The sequence below is a fragment of the Corynebacterium sp. genome, from assembly GCF_022712195.1.
Taxonomy (GTDB): Bacteria; Actinomycetota; Actinomycetes; order Mycobacteriales; family Mycobacteriaceae; genus Corynebacterium.
This window is the reverse complement of sequence record NZ_JALAGY010000087.1, coordinates 92,574-106,779: the sequence shown is the minus strand read 5'-3', so window position 1 is coordinate 106,779 and position 14,206 is coordinate 92,574. Positions and strand designations below refer to the sequence as shown.

The following is a 14,206-nucleotide window of genomic DNA, read 5'->3' as shown; positions in this document are numbered from 1 at the left end:
ATGTCGGATAGTCGCCCTCCTGTGCAGCATTCGGGCCCGAATTCCTACCTGGGAGGGCGACTATCCGACATCGGGGTACGTGACTAAGCTGGGCCGGACCATGACGCCCACACCACACCACACCACCGCGAACACCGAGTCCCACCCCGGCTGGCCCTACATCGACGGCCTCGCCGACGCCCACCCCGGGACAGTGAAAGACGACTACACCATCCCCCGCACCGGCGATGCGCAGGCGAGACCCGCTGTCGAACGGCTCACCCGGGTCGACGGGGCCATAGTGACCCGGCTGGCGTTCCGCGACGGCGACCTGATGGCGGACCACAGTGCCGCCGCTCCGATCCTGATTCTCGGTCAGGTCGGCACCGTCGAGGTGACCATCCGCCGCGACAGCGACGGCGGCACAGACCCCGTCACCCTCTCCCCCGGCTCGGCGATGCACATCGACGCAGGTCGCGTGCATGGTCTCCGTGCCGTGGGGCCCGCCACCGTGACGTTGCTGGTCCTCGGCTGAGTCCGTCCTGCGTCAGCGGTGCCTGCATCCGGGCCAGCAGCAGGGGCGGCGTTTGCCTTCCTCGAGTTCCTCACAGGTGCGTCGCACGCGGCGGGCGCGTGTCGCGGACTGTTTGGCGTCCTCCACCCAGCAGATGAACTCGTTGCGCGCCAGCGGGGTGATGTCCTCCCACAGGTGCAGGACGCTGCGGGCCACCGACGGGCTACCGTCGTCGCCCGCGCCGCGCGGACCGCCGAGGATCGCGGCGCGCAGGTCGTCCGGCAGGTCGTGGACGACGCCGCCGGGGACTGGGGACGGTGCAGGGGTGGCTGTTCCGCTCATGGTCCTGAAGCTACACCGCAGTCGTTCACACGCGGTAGGCGCGGACGGCGTCCCACGCCGGGTCATTCTCCTCGTCGACGACCGTGTCGCCGTACTGCCAGGCCGACGCCACCGCACGCAAGGTGTTCAGCACCGACCTGTCGGCCACGGCCGGGGCCTGCGGGTCGAGGTAGAAGTGCAGGGTGTCCGCCCCGGGCCGGAACTCGGTGACGGCGAGGACGCCGGCGTTGTTCTCGTCGACGGTGTCGGCGAGTGCGTCGCGGACGGCGGCGGAGCGGTCCTCGATCTGGGCCATCGTCAGGTCGGACGACGCCACGGGGTCGGTCCCCAGCGTCACCTGGACGTGCAGGTCGCAGCCCGGCGCCACCGTCGGTGACAGGGGCAGGACGATCCGCGCCGTCCTGCGCGTCGCGTCCTGCCCGGTATTCAGGACGGTGTGCGCGGGACGGCCGTCGGGGCCCACGGCGTCCGCCGCCATACGTCCGACGCGGTCCTGCAGCTCCCCCATGCCGACCGCGTTCCGCGGACTGCGGTCGGTGACGGTCACCCGCCCCAGCCAGGCGGCGGCCCGGTCGGCGCCGAGGGCGTCGTCCAGCATCCGGTGGGCGACCGTGGCGTCCGGCGCCGCTCCCCCGGCGGGGCCGTCGGCGCCGAAGAGGCTGCGGCGCAGCGCGTCGGTGGCTGCGGTGCCCCAGTTCGGGTGCCACAGTTCCACGTGCAGGACGGCGTGACCGGGGGTGATCCCGATGCGGCAGGCCGCGGGGTCGTAGGTGGGGCCTGCGCTCACAGGGCGTCCAGCGCCTGCCCGAGGTCGGCGAGGAGGTCCTCGATGTTCTCGATGCCGATGGAGATGCGCACCAGGTCGTCCGGCACCTCCAGGGCGGAGCCGGCGGCGGACTGGTGGGTCATCTTCGCCGGGTGCTCCAGCAACGACTCCACCCCGCCGAGCGACTCCGCCAGGCAGATCAGCCGGGTGTTCTCGCAGAACTGCAGGGCAGGCGCCTCGCCACCGGCGAACCGCACCGAGACCATGGCGCCGAAACCGTCCATCTGCGCGGCGGCGGTCGCGTGCCCCGGGTGGTCGGGCAGACCCGGGTAGAGCACCTGCGAGATCTCCGGACGCGTCGTGAGGTACTCGGCCACGGCCTGCGCGTTGGCGCAGTGGCGGTCCATCCGCACACCGAGGGTCTTGATGCCGCGGTAGGTCAGGTAGGCGTCGAAGGGGCTGGGCACCGCACCGACACCACCCTGGAGGAAGAGGAGCTCCCCGTCCAGATCCTCGTCGTCGGTGACGATGACACCGCCCACCACGTCCGAGTGCCCGCCGAGGTACTTCGTGGTCGAGTGCATCACCACGTCCGCCCCCAGCGCCAGGGGCCGCTGCAGGTAGGGGCTGGCGAAGGTGTTGTCCACGATGAGCCTGGCCGGGTGGCCCTCCAGCGCACCGGCGGTGGCGGCGATGTCGGTGACGCCGAGCAGCGGGTTGGTGGGGGTCTCCAGCCACACCAGCTTCGTCTCGGGGCGCAGGGCCGCGGCGACCTGCGCGGTGTCGGCAGTGTCGACCACCGACACCTCCACACCCCAGTCCCGGTAGGTGGTGTCGAGCAGGCGGAACGTCCCGCCGTAGGCGTCGTTGCCGAGGATGACGTGGGCGCCGGGCTGCAGTAGAGCCCGCAGGACGGTGTCCGTAGCCGCCATGCCGGAGGCGAAGGCCCGCCCGAACTTCGCGCCCTCCAGGGCGGCGACCGTCTCCTCCAGGGCGGTGACCGTCGGATTGCCGCAGCGCGAGTACTCGAAACCGCCGCGGAGCCGGGCGACACCGTCCTGCGCGTAGGTGGTGGAGGCGTAGATCGGGGCGTTGATCGCGCCGGTCTGACCGTCCGGTTCATAGCCGGAGTGGATGGCGTTGGTGTCGAACCCGAACGGCCGGCCGGTGGCGTCCGTCAGACGCTGGCCCGCCTGCAGGGCGGCGGCGCGGCGGGCGGCGGTACCGGCGTCAGCGCGCGACTCATGCTCGGTGGGCTGGGCGGACGGGGCGTCGCTGCTCATCTCTGGTACTCCTGGGCTGCTCGGGACGGAACGTGCCCATCCTACCGAACCGAGCGGTCTACCCCGGGACGCGCCCCTGCCCTTCCTCCGCCTTCTGGCAGGGTGGGCCGCATGGACAGCACTGACCACAGCCTCCCCGACCCCGCCGACAACCGTTCCATGTGGGACCGCATGGTCGCCGGCGACCACTACCTGGCCACCGACCCGGAGATCGCCGCCGCCTCCCTGGCAGCCAGGTCCGCCTGTTTCCGCCTGTCGCAGACCGACCCCTCCGACACAGCGTCGTGGGACAGGCAGATCCGGGACCTGCTGGGAAGTGTCGGGGCCCGCACCGAGGTCTGGCCGGGGCTCCGGGTGGACTACGGGACGAACGTGCGCCTGGGCGACGACGTGTTCGTCAACGTCGACGCCACGATCCTCGACGTCTGCCCCGTGACGCTGGGCGACCACTGCCGGATCGGGCCGGGTGCACGGTTCCTGACCCCGCTGCACCCGATGGAGGACCATGACCTGCGCGCCAGCGGCTGGGAGTACGGTGCGCCGATCACCCTGGGCCGCAACGTGTGGTTCGGCGGCGGGGTCACGGTGTGCGCCGGGGTGACGGTCGGGGACGACGTGGTCGTCGGCGCCGGGTCGGTGGTGACGCGCGACCTGCCGTCGGGCGTCCTGGCGGTGGGGACGCCGGCGCGGGTCGTGCGGGAGCTCTGAGAGGAACCTGACCGTGACGGTCGTGGGGTACCCGCGGGGGTAAGGAAGTTACGGGTGTTACTTATGTGACTGAAGTGGCGTATGTTACTTATGTGAAACTTCCTCTCCTGTCACATCCGTCTTCCCTGCCGTAGCACCGAAAGCCTCAACCCGTGACTGTCTTCCGCCGCACCTGCCGCAGCATCGCCGCTGCCGCCACCGCCGTCGCACTCGGCGTGACCATGCTCCCCACCGCCGCCGCCCAGGAGGAACCCCTGGCCGGCCCCGAGGAACGACCGGCCTCCAGCCCCGCCGACATCGACCTCGGCCAGATCGGTGACCTGCTGGAGAACGAGATGATCCTCGACTACGTCGAACTCTGCCGGTCCGGCGACCCCGGCAACCTCCCCCTGAACATCGCCGACACCGACGGCACAAACGGCACCGGCGGCACAGGTACCGCACCGGAGGTCACCGCCGTCGCGGACTGCAGCCAGTCCACCGGAGACGGCATCGCCGTCGTCCTGCCCGAGAGCATCGAGGTGGGCGCCGCCGCCGAGGACATGACCATCGACCTGGGCGACGACATCACCATCCCGATCATCGGGACCTTCCGGCTCGGTGAGCGCAACCTGATCGAGATCCTCAGCGCCGTGGCCCTGGACCAGGACGCCCTCAGCCCCGCCGTACGCCGCGCCGCAGTGGCACTCGGCTACCCGAGCATCGAACCCCGCCGCCTCGGCGCCTACAGCACCTACGCACAGGTCCAGCAGGAGGCGGCACTGCCGTACAAGGCAGCATTCCGCACCGAGAACGGCAAATGCGTCAGGAAGGTCCTCGGCTTCTGCGTCGAATACGAGAAGATCCAGGTCGAATACGACGCCAACCTCACCAAGCGCACCGAGGCGCTGAAGATCGCCGAGTACCTGACCGGCCAGAAGTACGACTACACCAGGCCCGTCGAGCTTCCGGACCGTCCGGCGCCGCGCGGCACCTCCACCATCGTCGGTGACGGCACCCAGGTCGCCGCCTCCATGCGCGGCGGCGACGCGACCGCCGAGGCCCACGAACTCTTCGGACTGCCCGGGATCGCACTCGCCGCCGCCGACGAGGACCGCAGCTCGGTCGCCTACACACGCCTCGGCTTCGCCTCCGCGATGAACATGGACACCGACGAGATCGGCCTGACCTGGTTCGGCGGGGCCCTCGACTTCGACCGGCTCCGCGAGGACGGCATCGTCGACTTCGCCGGCGACGAGGTCGAGGACATGATCAACACCGTCGACGACCTCGACATCCCCGCCCTCAAGGAAGTCAGCTGCTTCGGCCTGAACTCACGCGCCACCGCCGAAGGCCTCGGCAAGTGCACGAACATCCTGGGCACCTTCGACACCTACCAGGACCTGCGTGACCCCGAGCCCGGCGAGCACCGGCAGACCCAGGTCGGCATCACGGACGTCACCTCCCTCGTCCTCGGCAACGACGCCCTGCTCAAGCAGTTCACCGGGGACGCCGAGAGCACCCCGTTCCTCGACGACCTGATGCACAACATCACCTCCGAGGACGACCGCCTGAAGTTCGCCAAGGACTTCGTCCGCCTCACCTCCGACACCTACACCGACGAGGTCGAGACCCCCGTCCTCGACGAGGACGGCAACCCCGTCCTGGACGACGCCGGCGAACCGGTCACCGAGACGACCACCCGCACCACCACCGCCGCCTGGCTGACCAGCGACTACGGCTTCCGGGACCCCGTCACCGTCGAGTGGCTGGGGCATCGCGTGGTGTTCTTCCCCGCCGTCGAGGTCAACGGCGACGAGCGCCCGAACTACCTCAGCCTGCCGGAGATCGAGGCCGTCGCCGATGACGCCGACGCCGGCCTGCTCCCCAAGGTCAGCCTGGTGACCTGGGACAACGCCTTCGGCCTCGGCACCGTGACCCTCGACGACCCCTCCCGCCCGGACGTCATCTTCGCCAACTGGCTGGACAGCGTGACGCTCGTGGACGACATCGTCTGGCTCAGTGGCCTGCTCGGCGGGTCTGAGCCCGCCGGCGCCTCCTGACTCCTCCTTGCCACGGGACGCCACGACGCTGACGGCGTACCGAAACGGGCATGGAGCCCCCGGATCGACACGATCCGGGGGCCCCATGCTCGTTTTCGTACAGTCCAGGTTCCGACAGGGCGGCTACACGCCGTCCTTCACCGACTTCCCCGCCTTCTCCGCGACGAGCTCACACTTGTCCGTGGCGCCGGGAGCGCAGATCACCGTCCAGTCCCCGTCCGAGACGGACGTCATCTCGTCCCTGCCGACCTCCTTGAAGACGTCCTTCTTCTCCAGGTCGTCCACGCTCATGCCGAAGGTGACGAGCATCGAGGACAGGTTGCACCAGGCCACCTCACCCTCCGCCGCCGGCTCCTCCCGGCACGAGATGTCCCAGGCCTCCAGCTGCTCCCGGGCCTCGTCGAGATTGTCCCAGCCGCTGTAGGTCTGCAGCTCGCGCTTCTTCTCCTCTTCCTCCCGCTTCCGCTGCTCCTCGTACTCCCGGGCGTCGCGCTCCCGGTCCTCCTTGCGCTTCTTCTCCAGTTCCTCGCCGGTCAGCGCGCCTTCCGGCAGTGTGGCCTCCAGGCCCAGGGCCTCGGCCACCTCGTCGCAGCCGTCCCGGAAGTCCTGGCACCAACCGACGACCTCGTCGCCCTCGAGGGCGCGGTAGTTGCTGCCGAGCTCCTCGCGGGAGAGGCCCCCTTCCGTGCCGTCATGGGCCTTCATCACCTTGTCGAGTTCCGCCTCGACCAACTCGCTCCCCGACTCCCGGTCCGCCCGGTCGAAGATCGAGATCTGCGGCAGTTCCGCCTCGGTGCAGGACAGCCGCACCGTGGTCAGGTCCTCGGCGGACGCCGGGGCCATCATGCAGTCGGGGTAGCCGTACTCCTCCGCCTTCACCTGCATGGCCTGCAGCACCTCGCTGCCCTCCAGCCCGGCGGCCGCGGCCGCCGCGTCGGTGGTGCCGGCGGCATCGGCGGCGTCGGCGTCGTCCCCTCCGCACGCGGTCAGCATCCCGCCGGTCAGCACCAGGGCCGCGGCGAACGCGCCGCCGGTGAGCTTCTTCTTCCTCATATAAGTGAACGTCATGTCATTATAAAACCATATGCCTTCACGGCCTCCTCAGGCAGTTCACGGCTTGTTCATCTTGTCGACGCCTGGAGGGCCCGGAGACCTCACCGCCGGTCCACCTCCGCGCCGTAGCGTCACGGTCTGTTCCTGACGTTGTCTCATCGAGAGTTCCCACAGAGAGTAGACCGTGAATCACAACCGCACCGCCGTCGCCGTCCTGAAGACCGGGCTGGGCCTTGTCGGCACCGTTTCCCTCCTCGCCACCGCCGTCGCCTGCAGCGACGGCAACGCCGACAACGGCGCCGGGTCCGGAACCCCCACCCTCCAGCACCGTGAGGCCGACGGCGACATCACCGCCAACGGCGGCGCCCGACGCCTCGACGGCGACCAGGGCGACTACGTCCGCGACGCCGTCGACGCCACCGGCGCCAAGAACGTCATCCTGCTCATCGGCGACGGCATGGGCGACTCCGAGATCACCGCCGCCCGCAACTACGCCGAAGGCGCCGCAGGCAGCTTCAAGGGCATCGACGCACTCCCCGTCACCGGCCAGTACACCCACTACTCCCTCAACGAGGACGGCACGCCGAACTACGTCACCGACAGTGCGGCGTCCGGCACGGCGTGGGCCACCGGCACCAAGTCCTACAACGGCGCCATCGGCGTGGACGTCAAGGGCGAGTCGCAGAAGAACCTCATCGAGAAGGCGAAGGAGGCCGGCCTGGCCACCGGCAACGTCTCCACCGCCGAGATCCAGGACGCCACCCCCGCCGTCCAGGCCGCACACGTCGGCCAGCGCAAGTGCTACGGCCCGGAGGACGCCGAGAAGTGCGGCGACGACCTGCTCGACAAGGGGGGCAAGGGCTCGATCTCCGAGCAGCACCTCGAGACCCGCGCCGACGTCACCCTCGGCGGCGGCGCCGAGAGCTTCAACCAGAAGGCCAAGGCCGGCGAGTGGAAGGGCAAGACGCTGCTCGAGCAGGCCGAGGAGCGCGGCTACCAGCTGCCCACCAACGCCGCGGAGCTCGACGCCGTCAGCGAGGCCAACCAGGACTCCCCCGTCCTCGGGCTCTTCTCCGACGGCAACATGCCCGTGCGCTGGGACGGCGACACCGCCGAGAAGGAGGGCTACCTCAAGCCCGCGCAGGAGTGCACCGACAACCCTGAGCGCACCGAGGACACCCCGAAACTCGCGTCGATGACCTCCAAGGCCATCGACCTGCTGAGCAACAACGACGACGGCAAGGAGAACGGCTTCTTCCTGCAGGTCGAGGGCGCCTCCATCGACAAGGAGGACCACGCCGCCAACCCCTGCGGACAGATCGGCGAGACCGTCGACCTGGACGAGGCAGTCCAGGAGGCGCTGAAGTTCGCCGAGGAGGACGGCGAGACCCTCGTCCTGGTCACCGCCGACCACGCCCACACCAGCCAGATCGTCGGCGGCGTCAGCGAGGACGACATCAAGGAGATCGCCGAGGAGAAGGGCGTCAGTGTCGAGGAGGCCCGTGCCACGGTGTACCCCGGCCTGTCCCGCAACCTCATCACCCGCGACGGCTCCGAGATGACCATCGCCTACGCCACGTCGGACAACGTCGACACCGAGGACCAGGGCCACACCGGCACCCAGCTGCGCATCGCCGCTTACGGGCCGTCCGCTGCGAACGTCTCCGGACTCACCGACCAGACCGACCTCCACTTCACCATCGCCGAGGCGCTCGGCATCGACGAGGACTGAGTGGCAGGCCGGGCACTACACCGGCCAAAACCACCACCCCCGCTATGCCCGGGGGCAGCTGGTGGCATATCGTCACCACCATGAGTTTCAAGAAGCTGGCGGGCTCCCTGCTGTTCCGGATCGTCGTCGCCATCATCCTCGGCATCGTCTTCAGCCTCTTCTTCCCCGAGTGGCTGGCGCGGGTGTTCGCGACCTTCAACGGCCTGTTCAGCAACTTCCTGGACCTGTTCATCCCGGTCCTGATCTTCGCCCTGATCACACCGGCCATCGCCGGCATCGGCCGCGGGGCGGGCAAGTGGCTCGGCCTCACCGCCGGCATCGCCTACGCCTCCACCGTCATCTCCGGCCTCGTCGCCTTCGGCGTGGCCGCGGCGAGCTACAGCTGGCTGCTGGGGGACGAGAAGGTCAGCACCCTCGTCGACATCGACGAAGGCGCCCTGACCCCCTACTTCGAGATCGAGATGCCCGCCCCCTTCGAGGTGATAACGGCCCTGATCCTCGCCTTCTGCGTGGGCCTGGCCATGACCGCCGTGAAGTCCGACACCCTCCACGCCGCCGCCCGTGAGCTCGAGGGCGTGGTCATGAAGGTCATCAGGACGTTCGTGATCCCCCTGCTGCCGGTGTTCGTGTTCGGCGTCTTCCTGTCGATGGGCATGAACGGCAACCTCGTGGACGTCATCTCGTCCTTCGCGAAGGTCCTCGTCCTGGCCGTGGTCATGACGATCCTGCTGGTCCTCGCGCAGTACCTCCTCGCCGGCGCGGTGACCGGGCAGAACCCGGTCAAGGCGCTGGGCAACATGCTGCCGGCGTACGCGACGGCCCTGGGCACGTCCTCCTCCGCGGCGACGATCCCGGTCACACTGGCCAGCGCGAAGAAGAACGGCGTGCCGGACAACGTCGCCGGTTTCGTGATCCCGCTGTGCGCGACGATCCACCTGGCCGGGTCGATGATGAAGATCACCCTCTTCGCCCTCGCCGTGGTCCACATGTTCGACATGGACGTGAGCACCGGGCAGATCATCGGCTTCATCCTGCTGCTCGGCATCATGATGGTCGCCGCACCGGGCGTGCCCGGCGGTGCGATCATGGCGGCGGTCGGCGTCCTGCAGACGAACCTCGGTTTCGACGCCGACCAGATCGCGCTGATGATCGCCGCCTACATCGCCATCGACTCCTTCGGCACCGCCGCGAACGTCACCGGCGACGGCGCGATCGCGATGGTCGTCAACAAGCTGTCGAAGGGACGCCTGCGTGCCGGGGACGGCGACGAGGCAAGCGACGGGGACAGCGAGATCGACACCCACGGCGTGCTGGACACCGGAAAGTCCTGATGCGGCGGCTGGTCGTCGTCACCCACCCCGAGGCCACACACCACGTCGACGAGCTGGTGGGCGGCTGGTACGACTCGGTGTTGACGGGCCGGGGACGCCGTCAGGCCGACCGTGTCGCCGATGCACTGGGCGGTCTCACCGGTGTCGAGATCGTGAGCTCCGACCTGACCCGGTGCCGTGAGACCGCCGCTGCGCTGGCGGAGAAACTGGGGTGCGACGTGCGTTACCTGTCGGCCCTGAGGGAGAAGTCCTACGGATCCGGGGAAGGACGTCCCGACGCCTGGTTCCGGGAACGGTACGCTCCTCCCCCGGCGGACGGCGACCGGCTCGGCCACGACGAGGGCCTCCACGCGGAGACGCTCGGCGACTTCGCCCGGCGCGTCTACGCGGGGATGGACGAGGTGGTGGGGTCCGCACGCCACGGGACGACGGTAGTCGTGACCCACGGCGGGTCGACGACGATGGTCATCGCCCACTGGTTGCGGCTGCCTGTCGAGGCCCTGGGGCACGCCCGGTTCAGAGTGACCCCCGGCAGCATCACCGAGCTTCAGGAGGACGACTACTTCCACAACAGGACGTTGGTCCGGCTCAATGACACCAGCCACCTGGACGGCGTCTGACCGGCGGCCTACTCCACTCCGCCGATGCGGCTGAGCGGCCAGACCTTGAACTGCACCTTGCCCACGACGTTGTCCAGCGGCACCATGCCCTGCTCCGGGTCGCCGGCGAGGTTGTAGTAGCGCGAGTCCTTGGAGTTGGTGCGGTTGTCGCCCATCAGCCAGACCTTGTCGTCCGGCACGGTCACCGGGCCGAAGTACTCGCCCTGGCAGGCGTCGGACCCGGTGGTCGGGTCGACGGGGTAGGCCTTGGGGTCCCGGGTGAAGGAGTCGTCGGTCTTCTCGCCGTCGACCATGATGCCCGGGTCCCCCTCCTGGCACTGGACGGTCTGCCCGCCGGTCGCGATGACCCGCTTGACCAGAGTGAACTCGTCGGGGGCGAGGATGCCGATCTTCTCCAGGCCAGTCTGCAGGCCCTTCACCAGCGGCTGCGAGGAGCGTGTGGACACGTAGTCCTCGGCCCAGGCGCCCGGCCCGGTGAACACCACGACGTCGCCCTGCTCCACGTCACCGAAGTGGTAGGACACCTTGTCCACGAAGATGCGGTCGTCGGTGCAGCCCTCGCAGCCGACGAGCGTGGGTTCCATCGACTCCGACGGGATCTGGTACAGACGTCCGACGAAGGTGTTGAACAGGCCGAGCAGCAGTATCGCCACCGCGAAAGTGACGAGGTACTCCACCCATGCCGGGCGCTTCTTCTTCTCTGTCACGGGTTCACTGGAGTCAGTCACCCTTGAGAGCCTATCCGCTGAAGGCGAACCACCGCCCGCCGACCCGCTGGAGGCGGACGTCCATGTCGTAGAGCACCGCGAGGTTCGCCGCGGTCATTACCTCGTCGACCGGCCCGGACGCCTGGATGCCGCCGTCGCGGACCATCAGCACGTCGGTGGTCGAGGCGGCGACCTCCTCCACGTGGTGGGTGATCAGCACGGTCGTCAACCGCGGGTGGGACGCCCGGAGGTCGTCGATGACGCGCAGCAGCGTCTCGCGTCCGGGAAGGTCCAGCCCGGTGGACGGTTCGTCGAGCAACAGCAGCTCCGGGTCCGTGACCAGCGCACGGGCGATGAGTGTGCGGGCCTTCTCCCCCTGGCTCATCTGGCTCCACATCCGGTCGGCCTTGTCGTCCATGCCGACCAGTTCCAGCATCCCGGTGGCGCGTGCCCGGTGCGGTGCGTAGTCGAAGCGCCGGACGTAGCCGTTGGACGCCGACACCCCGGAGAGCACCGCTTCACCTGCGGGGATGTCGTCGAGTCGTTGTTTCGGGTCAACGTAGCCGATGCGCTTCTGGAGTTCCCGGATGTCGGTCCGCCCGACCTGCTCGCCGAGGATCCGCACGCCGCCGGTGGTGGGGTACAGTCGCCCGCCGGCGAGTTTCAGGATGGTCGACTTCCCTGCCCCGTTCGGCCCCAGGACCGCCCAGTGGCTGCCGGAGGGCACGGTGAGGGTGACGTCCCCGACAAGACGGTTCGGCCCGCGCCGGACGGTGACGTCGGTGATCTGCAGTGCGTTGCGCTCGTCCATACGGGGTCAGGCTACTCCCCGTCCGGGGTCAGGACGGCAGCTCCACCTGCTTAGACGCCCAGGAGCCTTCAGCCTGCGGGGTGAAGACGCGCAGCCGGCCGTCCGCGAACCACAGTTCACCGTCGAACCACCGTGCGTACGTCCGGAAAGTCAGGTCGGGGTTGATCTCGACATCGAGAACGGATTCGAACGTCTCCGGGTCGAGCAGGCTGTAGCAGTCCTCAGGGTCATCCGGGCCCAGGATCCCGGGTCGCCGTCCGCGACGGTCGATCCCCAGCCACGGCCCCAGCTCCACCAGGCTCTCGACGTGCCATGGCAGCCGGCGGCGCACACGCACTCCGAGATCGCTGTCCCGCACGGTCAGCACGTTCTCCATCCCCGTGAAGATCCGGCCACCGACAGTCAACAACGACATCTGCGGGGCGTTGAGGAGGCTTTCGACCCAGGTGACGTCGCCGTCGTCACTGAGCCGACCGAGGTGCTGGAGGCACCCGCCGTCCTGTTCAACACCCCACTCGGTATACACGAAGGCCCAACCACCGTCGGGATGACGCCGGACGCAGCTCGGTGAGTCTTCGAGTCCGGGGATCCCGGGAAATGCCGGTGTCTCAGGAGGGGAGTCCAGGACGGTCCCGTCCCGGTCGACGAAGAACTCCTTGCCCGCGCACCGGGCATGCAGCGACGAGCCGTCATGCGCCGGAAACTCCCAGTACGGGGGATGCCCGTACTGATGCACCACCACCGGCAGGAGCACCCGCCCGGTGTCGCCGGTCTCCAGGTCAGTGCGCCACAGGGCAGGCAGCGCCCCGCCCTCCGGACGCCACAGCGTCGTGGCCCCACCGTCCCGGGACACCGCGAAATGGTGCACTCCCCGCGGTTCATGCGTCGTCTTGACCACCGGAGGTTCCGCAGCGTCGAGGTCCACGGTGATCAGGTAGTGGTCCACTCCACCGAACCATGACCCCATGTCCCAGTCCGGAAGATCTGTTCCTTCAACGACCTCAATGGCAGGTACCCGAACCTGAAGCACCTGCGCATCCCGATGCCGCAGGTCGCACCCGAGCCGGATCCTGGCGAGTTTCCCTCTGGTCGGGGAATACGGGTGCCCCATGTCTGGGGAGGCATAGAACACCCCGGTGACCTCGACATATCCGATGACCGGCCGGTCGGCATTCCACAGCGCCGTCCATCCGTCTCCCCGCAGGACGGTCTGCCAGCGAAAATCTCTTCGGTTCATCCTCTGGTCCACAGGCTCCCCGTCCTGCACTGGTTCCGCCCAGGCCCTGACCGTGCACGGATCGACGAACGTCGAGAAGTCACCCTCGTCAACTCCGCCGGTATCGCCCGACTCCACGAACCGCAGGCGCATGTCGAGAGTGGCGCCGCAGCGCCATGCAGGAAGTGAGTCGGATGGATCCACAGGGAGCCAGCCGACAATCAGCAACGCCCTGTGTCCATCCGGAACCGGTGCTGGAGCTGGCCGGGAGAAACTCTCGATGAAACGGGTGAACTCCCTGACAGGAGGTGCCGACACCGGGGCGGCATCCCCGCTGAACGCGCCGCCGTGATCCCCGGTGCTGCGTGGCCGCCACGGTTCAGGCGCGACGGGAACCCCGTGTTTCGCCGAGTCCTCAGGTCGCCATGTGAACTCGGTGGAGGGGAGCGTCGCCGGGCACTCGAGACCGGTCAGTTCTCCTCCGCCGTCACCGTTGTCGATCCTGACCACGACTCCGGTCTCGGCGTCGACGACCATGGACCGCGGCATCTCGGGTTGTCTGTAGTGCAGGGCCGGCAGACCGGGAACGCGCCAGGCCGCCCGACCGTCGTGCGTCACCGGCTCGGCCGGCCCGGCCGGATACACCCGGTCCAGCACCGTGGTCAGAAGACGCCTGCTGAGCAGCACTCCTGCGGAACTGGTCAGTGCGAGCAACCCCGTGGCCTCGAGAGGGCCTTCCCCGCCCATGACCACCACGCGTTCGCCGTCGTCGACCAGCCGCGGCGTACCGTCGAGGTCACGGACCGTACGAGCGCGACGATGTCGGGCGAAACGGTAGGCCCCGGGGGCGAGTGCGAGGGCGGCGATCCTCTTCCCTCCCATCACCCACCCGTACCGTGATCCGTCCGGTTCGCCCCACAGCGTCAGCGTCGCCCGAAGCGGGGCGTCACACCCCTTCTCGATGAGTTCACGCAGTTCGGACCATGTCGGCATGGCACGTACCCTACCGTGTCACGCCACAAGTGGCTTTGCCGGGGAACATGTCGTATCCTGTGTGCGGCACCGGTCGTTTGCTGACAGAAGCTTGTTCCGGGCGCCCACC

13 protein-coding genes are annotated in these 14,206 nt (G+C 68.9%); 6 read left to right on the top strand and 7 right to left on the bottom strand.

The window, feature by feature from the left end:
- Positions 1-100: 100 nt before the first annotated feature.
- Entirely contained in the window at positions 101-514 is a 414-nt protein-coding gene (locus Q0A34_RS12395) for a hypothetical protein (RefSeq protein ID WP_291480305.1), read from the top strand.
- A gap of 12 nt (positions 515-526) precedes the next feature.
- Here Q0A34_RS12395 and Q0A34_RS12390 read toward each other — a convergent pair whose 3' ends face one another.
- Genes Q0A34_RS12390 through Q0A34_RS12380 form a run of 3 tightly spaced genes read right to left on the bottom strand, consistent with a single transcriptional unit; the run spans position 527 to position 2,884 of the window.
- Positions 527-835, bottom strand: a complete 309-nt coding sequence (locus tag Q0A34_RS12390; protein ID WP_291480304.1) for a YdeI/OmpD-associated family protein — start codon at positions 833-835, stop codon at positions 527-529.
- Between the two features lie 25 nt (positions 836-860).
- Positions 861-1,622 carry a hypothetical protein gene (locus Q0A34_RS12385; RefSeq protein WP_291480303.1) on the bottom strand — a complete coding sequence of 254 codons (762 nt, stop codon included), beginning with the start codon at positions 1,620-1,622 and terminating at the stop codon, positions 861-863.
- The gene (locus tag Q0A34_RS12380; protein WP_291480302.1) at positions 1,619-2,884 is read right to left on the bottom strand and encodes a cystathionine gamma-synthase; all 1,266 of its coding nucleotides are present in this window, start codon (positions 2,882-2,884) and stop codon (positions 1,619-1,621) included. Before Q0A34_RS12380 ends, Q0A34_RS12385 begins: the two co-directional genes overlap by 4 nt.
- Before the next feature lie 111 nt (positions 2,885-2,995).
- Here Q0A34_RS12380 and Q0A34_RS12375 point away from each other — a divergent pair, with 111 nt between their 5' ends.
- Together Q0A34_RS12375 and Q0A34_RS12370 are read left to right on the top strand one after the other, a co-directional pair.
- Positions 2,996-3,592, top strand: coding sequence for a sugar O-acetyltransferase (locus Q0A34_RS12375; protein WP_291480301.1), 597 nt, complete (start codon positions 2,996-2,998; stop codon positions 3,590-3,592).
- A gap of 152 nt (positions 3,593-3,744) precedes the next feature.
- Positions 3,745-5,634: a hypothetical protein gene (locus Q0A34_RS12370; protein WP_291480300.1), complete on the top strand. Its 1,890-nt coding sequence runs from the start codon at positions 3,745-3,747 to the stop codon at positions 5,632-5,634.
- A gap of 123 nt (positions 5,635-5,757) precedes the next feature.
- On the opposite strand, the gene Q0A34_RS12365 is transcribed toward Q0A34_RS12370, so the two are convergent.
- A complete protein-coding gene (locus Q0A34_RS12365) occupies positions 5,758-6,702 on the bottom strand; it encodes a hypothetical protein (protein ID WP_291480299.1) in 945 nt (314 codons plus the stop codon).
- Positions 6,703-6,871: 169 nt separating this feature from the next.
- Between Q0A34_RS12365 and phoA the strand changes: the two genes are divergently transcribed.
- The 3 genes from phoA (at position 6,872) to Q0A34_RS12350 (ending at position 10,370) form a co-directional block, all read left to right on the top strand.
- The gene (gene phoA, locus Q0A34_RS12360; RefSeq protein ID WP_291480298.1) at positions 6,872-8,419 is read left to right on the top strand and encodes an alkaline phosphatase; all 1,548 of its coding nucleotides are present in this window, start codon (positions 6,872-6,874) and stop codon (positions 8,417-8,419) included.
- 80 nt (positions 8,420-8,499) lie between these two features.
- On the top strand, positions 8,500-9,750 hold the full coding sequence (locus Q0A34_RS12355; protein ID WP_291480297.1) for a dicarboxylate/amino acid:cation symporter: 1,251 nt from the start codon (positions 8,500-8,502) through the stop codon (positions 9,748-9,750).
- Complete coding sequence (locus Q0A34_RS12350) at positions 9,750-10,370, top strand: histidine phosphatase family protein (protein WP_291480296.1); 621 nt, start codon at positions 9,750-9,752, stop codon at positions 10,368-10,370. The genes Q0A34_RS12355 and Q0A34_RS12350 overlap by 1 nt, the downstream gene beginning before the upstream one ends.
- An 8-nt stretch (positions 10,371-10,378) precedes the next feature.
- Here the strand turns inward: Q0A34_RS12350 and lepB are convergent, their stop codons facing one another.
- Genes lepB through Q0A34_RS12335 form a run of 3 tightly spaced genes read right to left on the bottom strand, consistent with a single transcriptional unit; the run spans position 10,379 to position 14,097 of the window.
- Positions 10,379-11,098: a signal peptidase I gene (gene lepB / locus Q0A34_RS12345; RefSeq protein WP_291480295.1), complete on the bottom strand. Its 720-nt coding sequence runs from the start codon at positions 11,096-11,098 to the stop codon at positions 10,379-10,381.
- 10 nt (positions 11,099-11,108) lie between these two features.
- Positions 11,109-11,888 (bottom strand): ATP-binding cassette domain-containing protein, encoded by a 780-nt coding sequence (locus tag Q0A34_RS12340; protein ID WP_291480294.1) that lies wholly within the window; start codon positions 11,886-11,888, stop codon positions 11,109-11,111.
- A gap of 28 nt (positions 11,889-11,916) precedes the next feature.
- Complete coding sequence (locus Q0A34_RS12335) at positions 11,917-14,097, bottom strand: hypothetical protein (RefSeq protein WP_291480293.1); 2,181 nt, start codon at positions 14,095-14,097, stop codon at positions 11,917-11,919.
- Between the last annotated feature and the right edge of the window lie 109 nt (positions 14,098-14,206).

Excerpts from the sequence above, each read along its gene's own strand:
- Q0A34_RS12395 (WP_291480305.1), top strand. The coding sequence starts at position 101 with ATGACGCCCACACCACACCACACCACCGCGAACACCGAGTCCCACCCC.
- Q0A34_RS12355 (WP_291480297.1), top strand. The coding sequence starts at position 8,500 with ATGAGTTTCAAGAAGCTGGCGGGCTCCCTGCTGTTCCGGATCGTCGTC.
- Q0A34_RS12340 (WP_291480294.1), bottom strand. The coding sequence starts at position 11,888 with ATGGACGAGCGCAACGCACTGCAGATCACCGACGTCACCGTCCGGCGC.
- Q0A34_RS12350 (WP_291480296.1), top strand. The coding sequence starts at position 9,750 with ATGCGGCGGCTGGTCGTCGTCACCCACCCCGAGGCCACACACCACGTC.
- Q0A34_RS12380 (WP_291480302.1), bottom strand. The coding sequence starts at position 2,884 with ATGAGCAGCGACGCCCCGTCCGCCCAGCCCACCGAGCATGAGTCGCGC.
- Q0A34_RS12365 (WP_291480299.1), bottom strand. The coding sequence starts at position 6,702 with ATGACGTTCACTTATATGAGGAAGAAGAAGCTCACCGGCGGCGCGTTC.
- Q0A34_RS12375 (WP_291480301.1), top strand. The coding sequence starts at position 2,996 with ATGGACAGCACTGACCACAGCCTCCCCGACCCCGCCGACAACCGTTCC.
- Q0A34_RS12335 (WP_291480293.1), bottom strand. The coding sequence starts at position 14,097 with ATGCCGACATGGTCCGAACTGCGTGAACTCATCGAGAAGGGGTGTGAC.
- Q0A34_RS12390 (WP_291480304.1), bottom strand. The coding sequence starts at position 835 with ATGAGCGGAACAGCCACCCCTGCACCGTCCCCAGTCCCCGGCGGCGTC.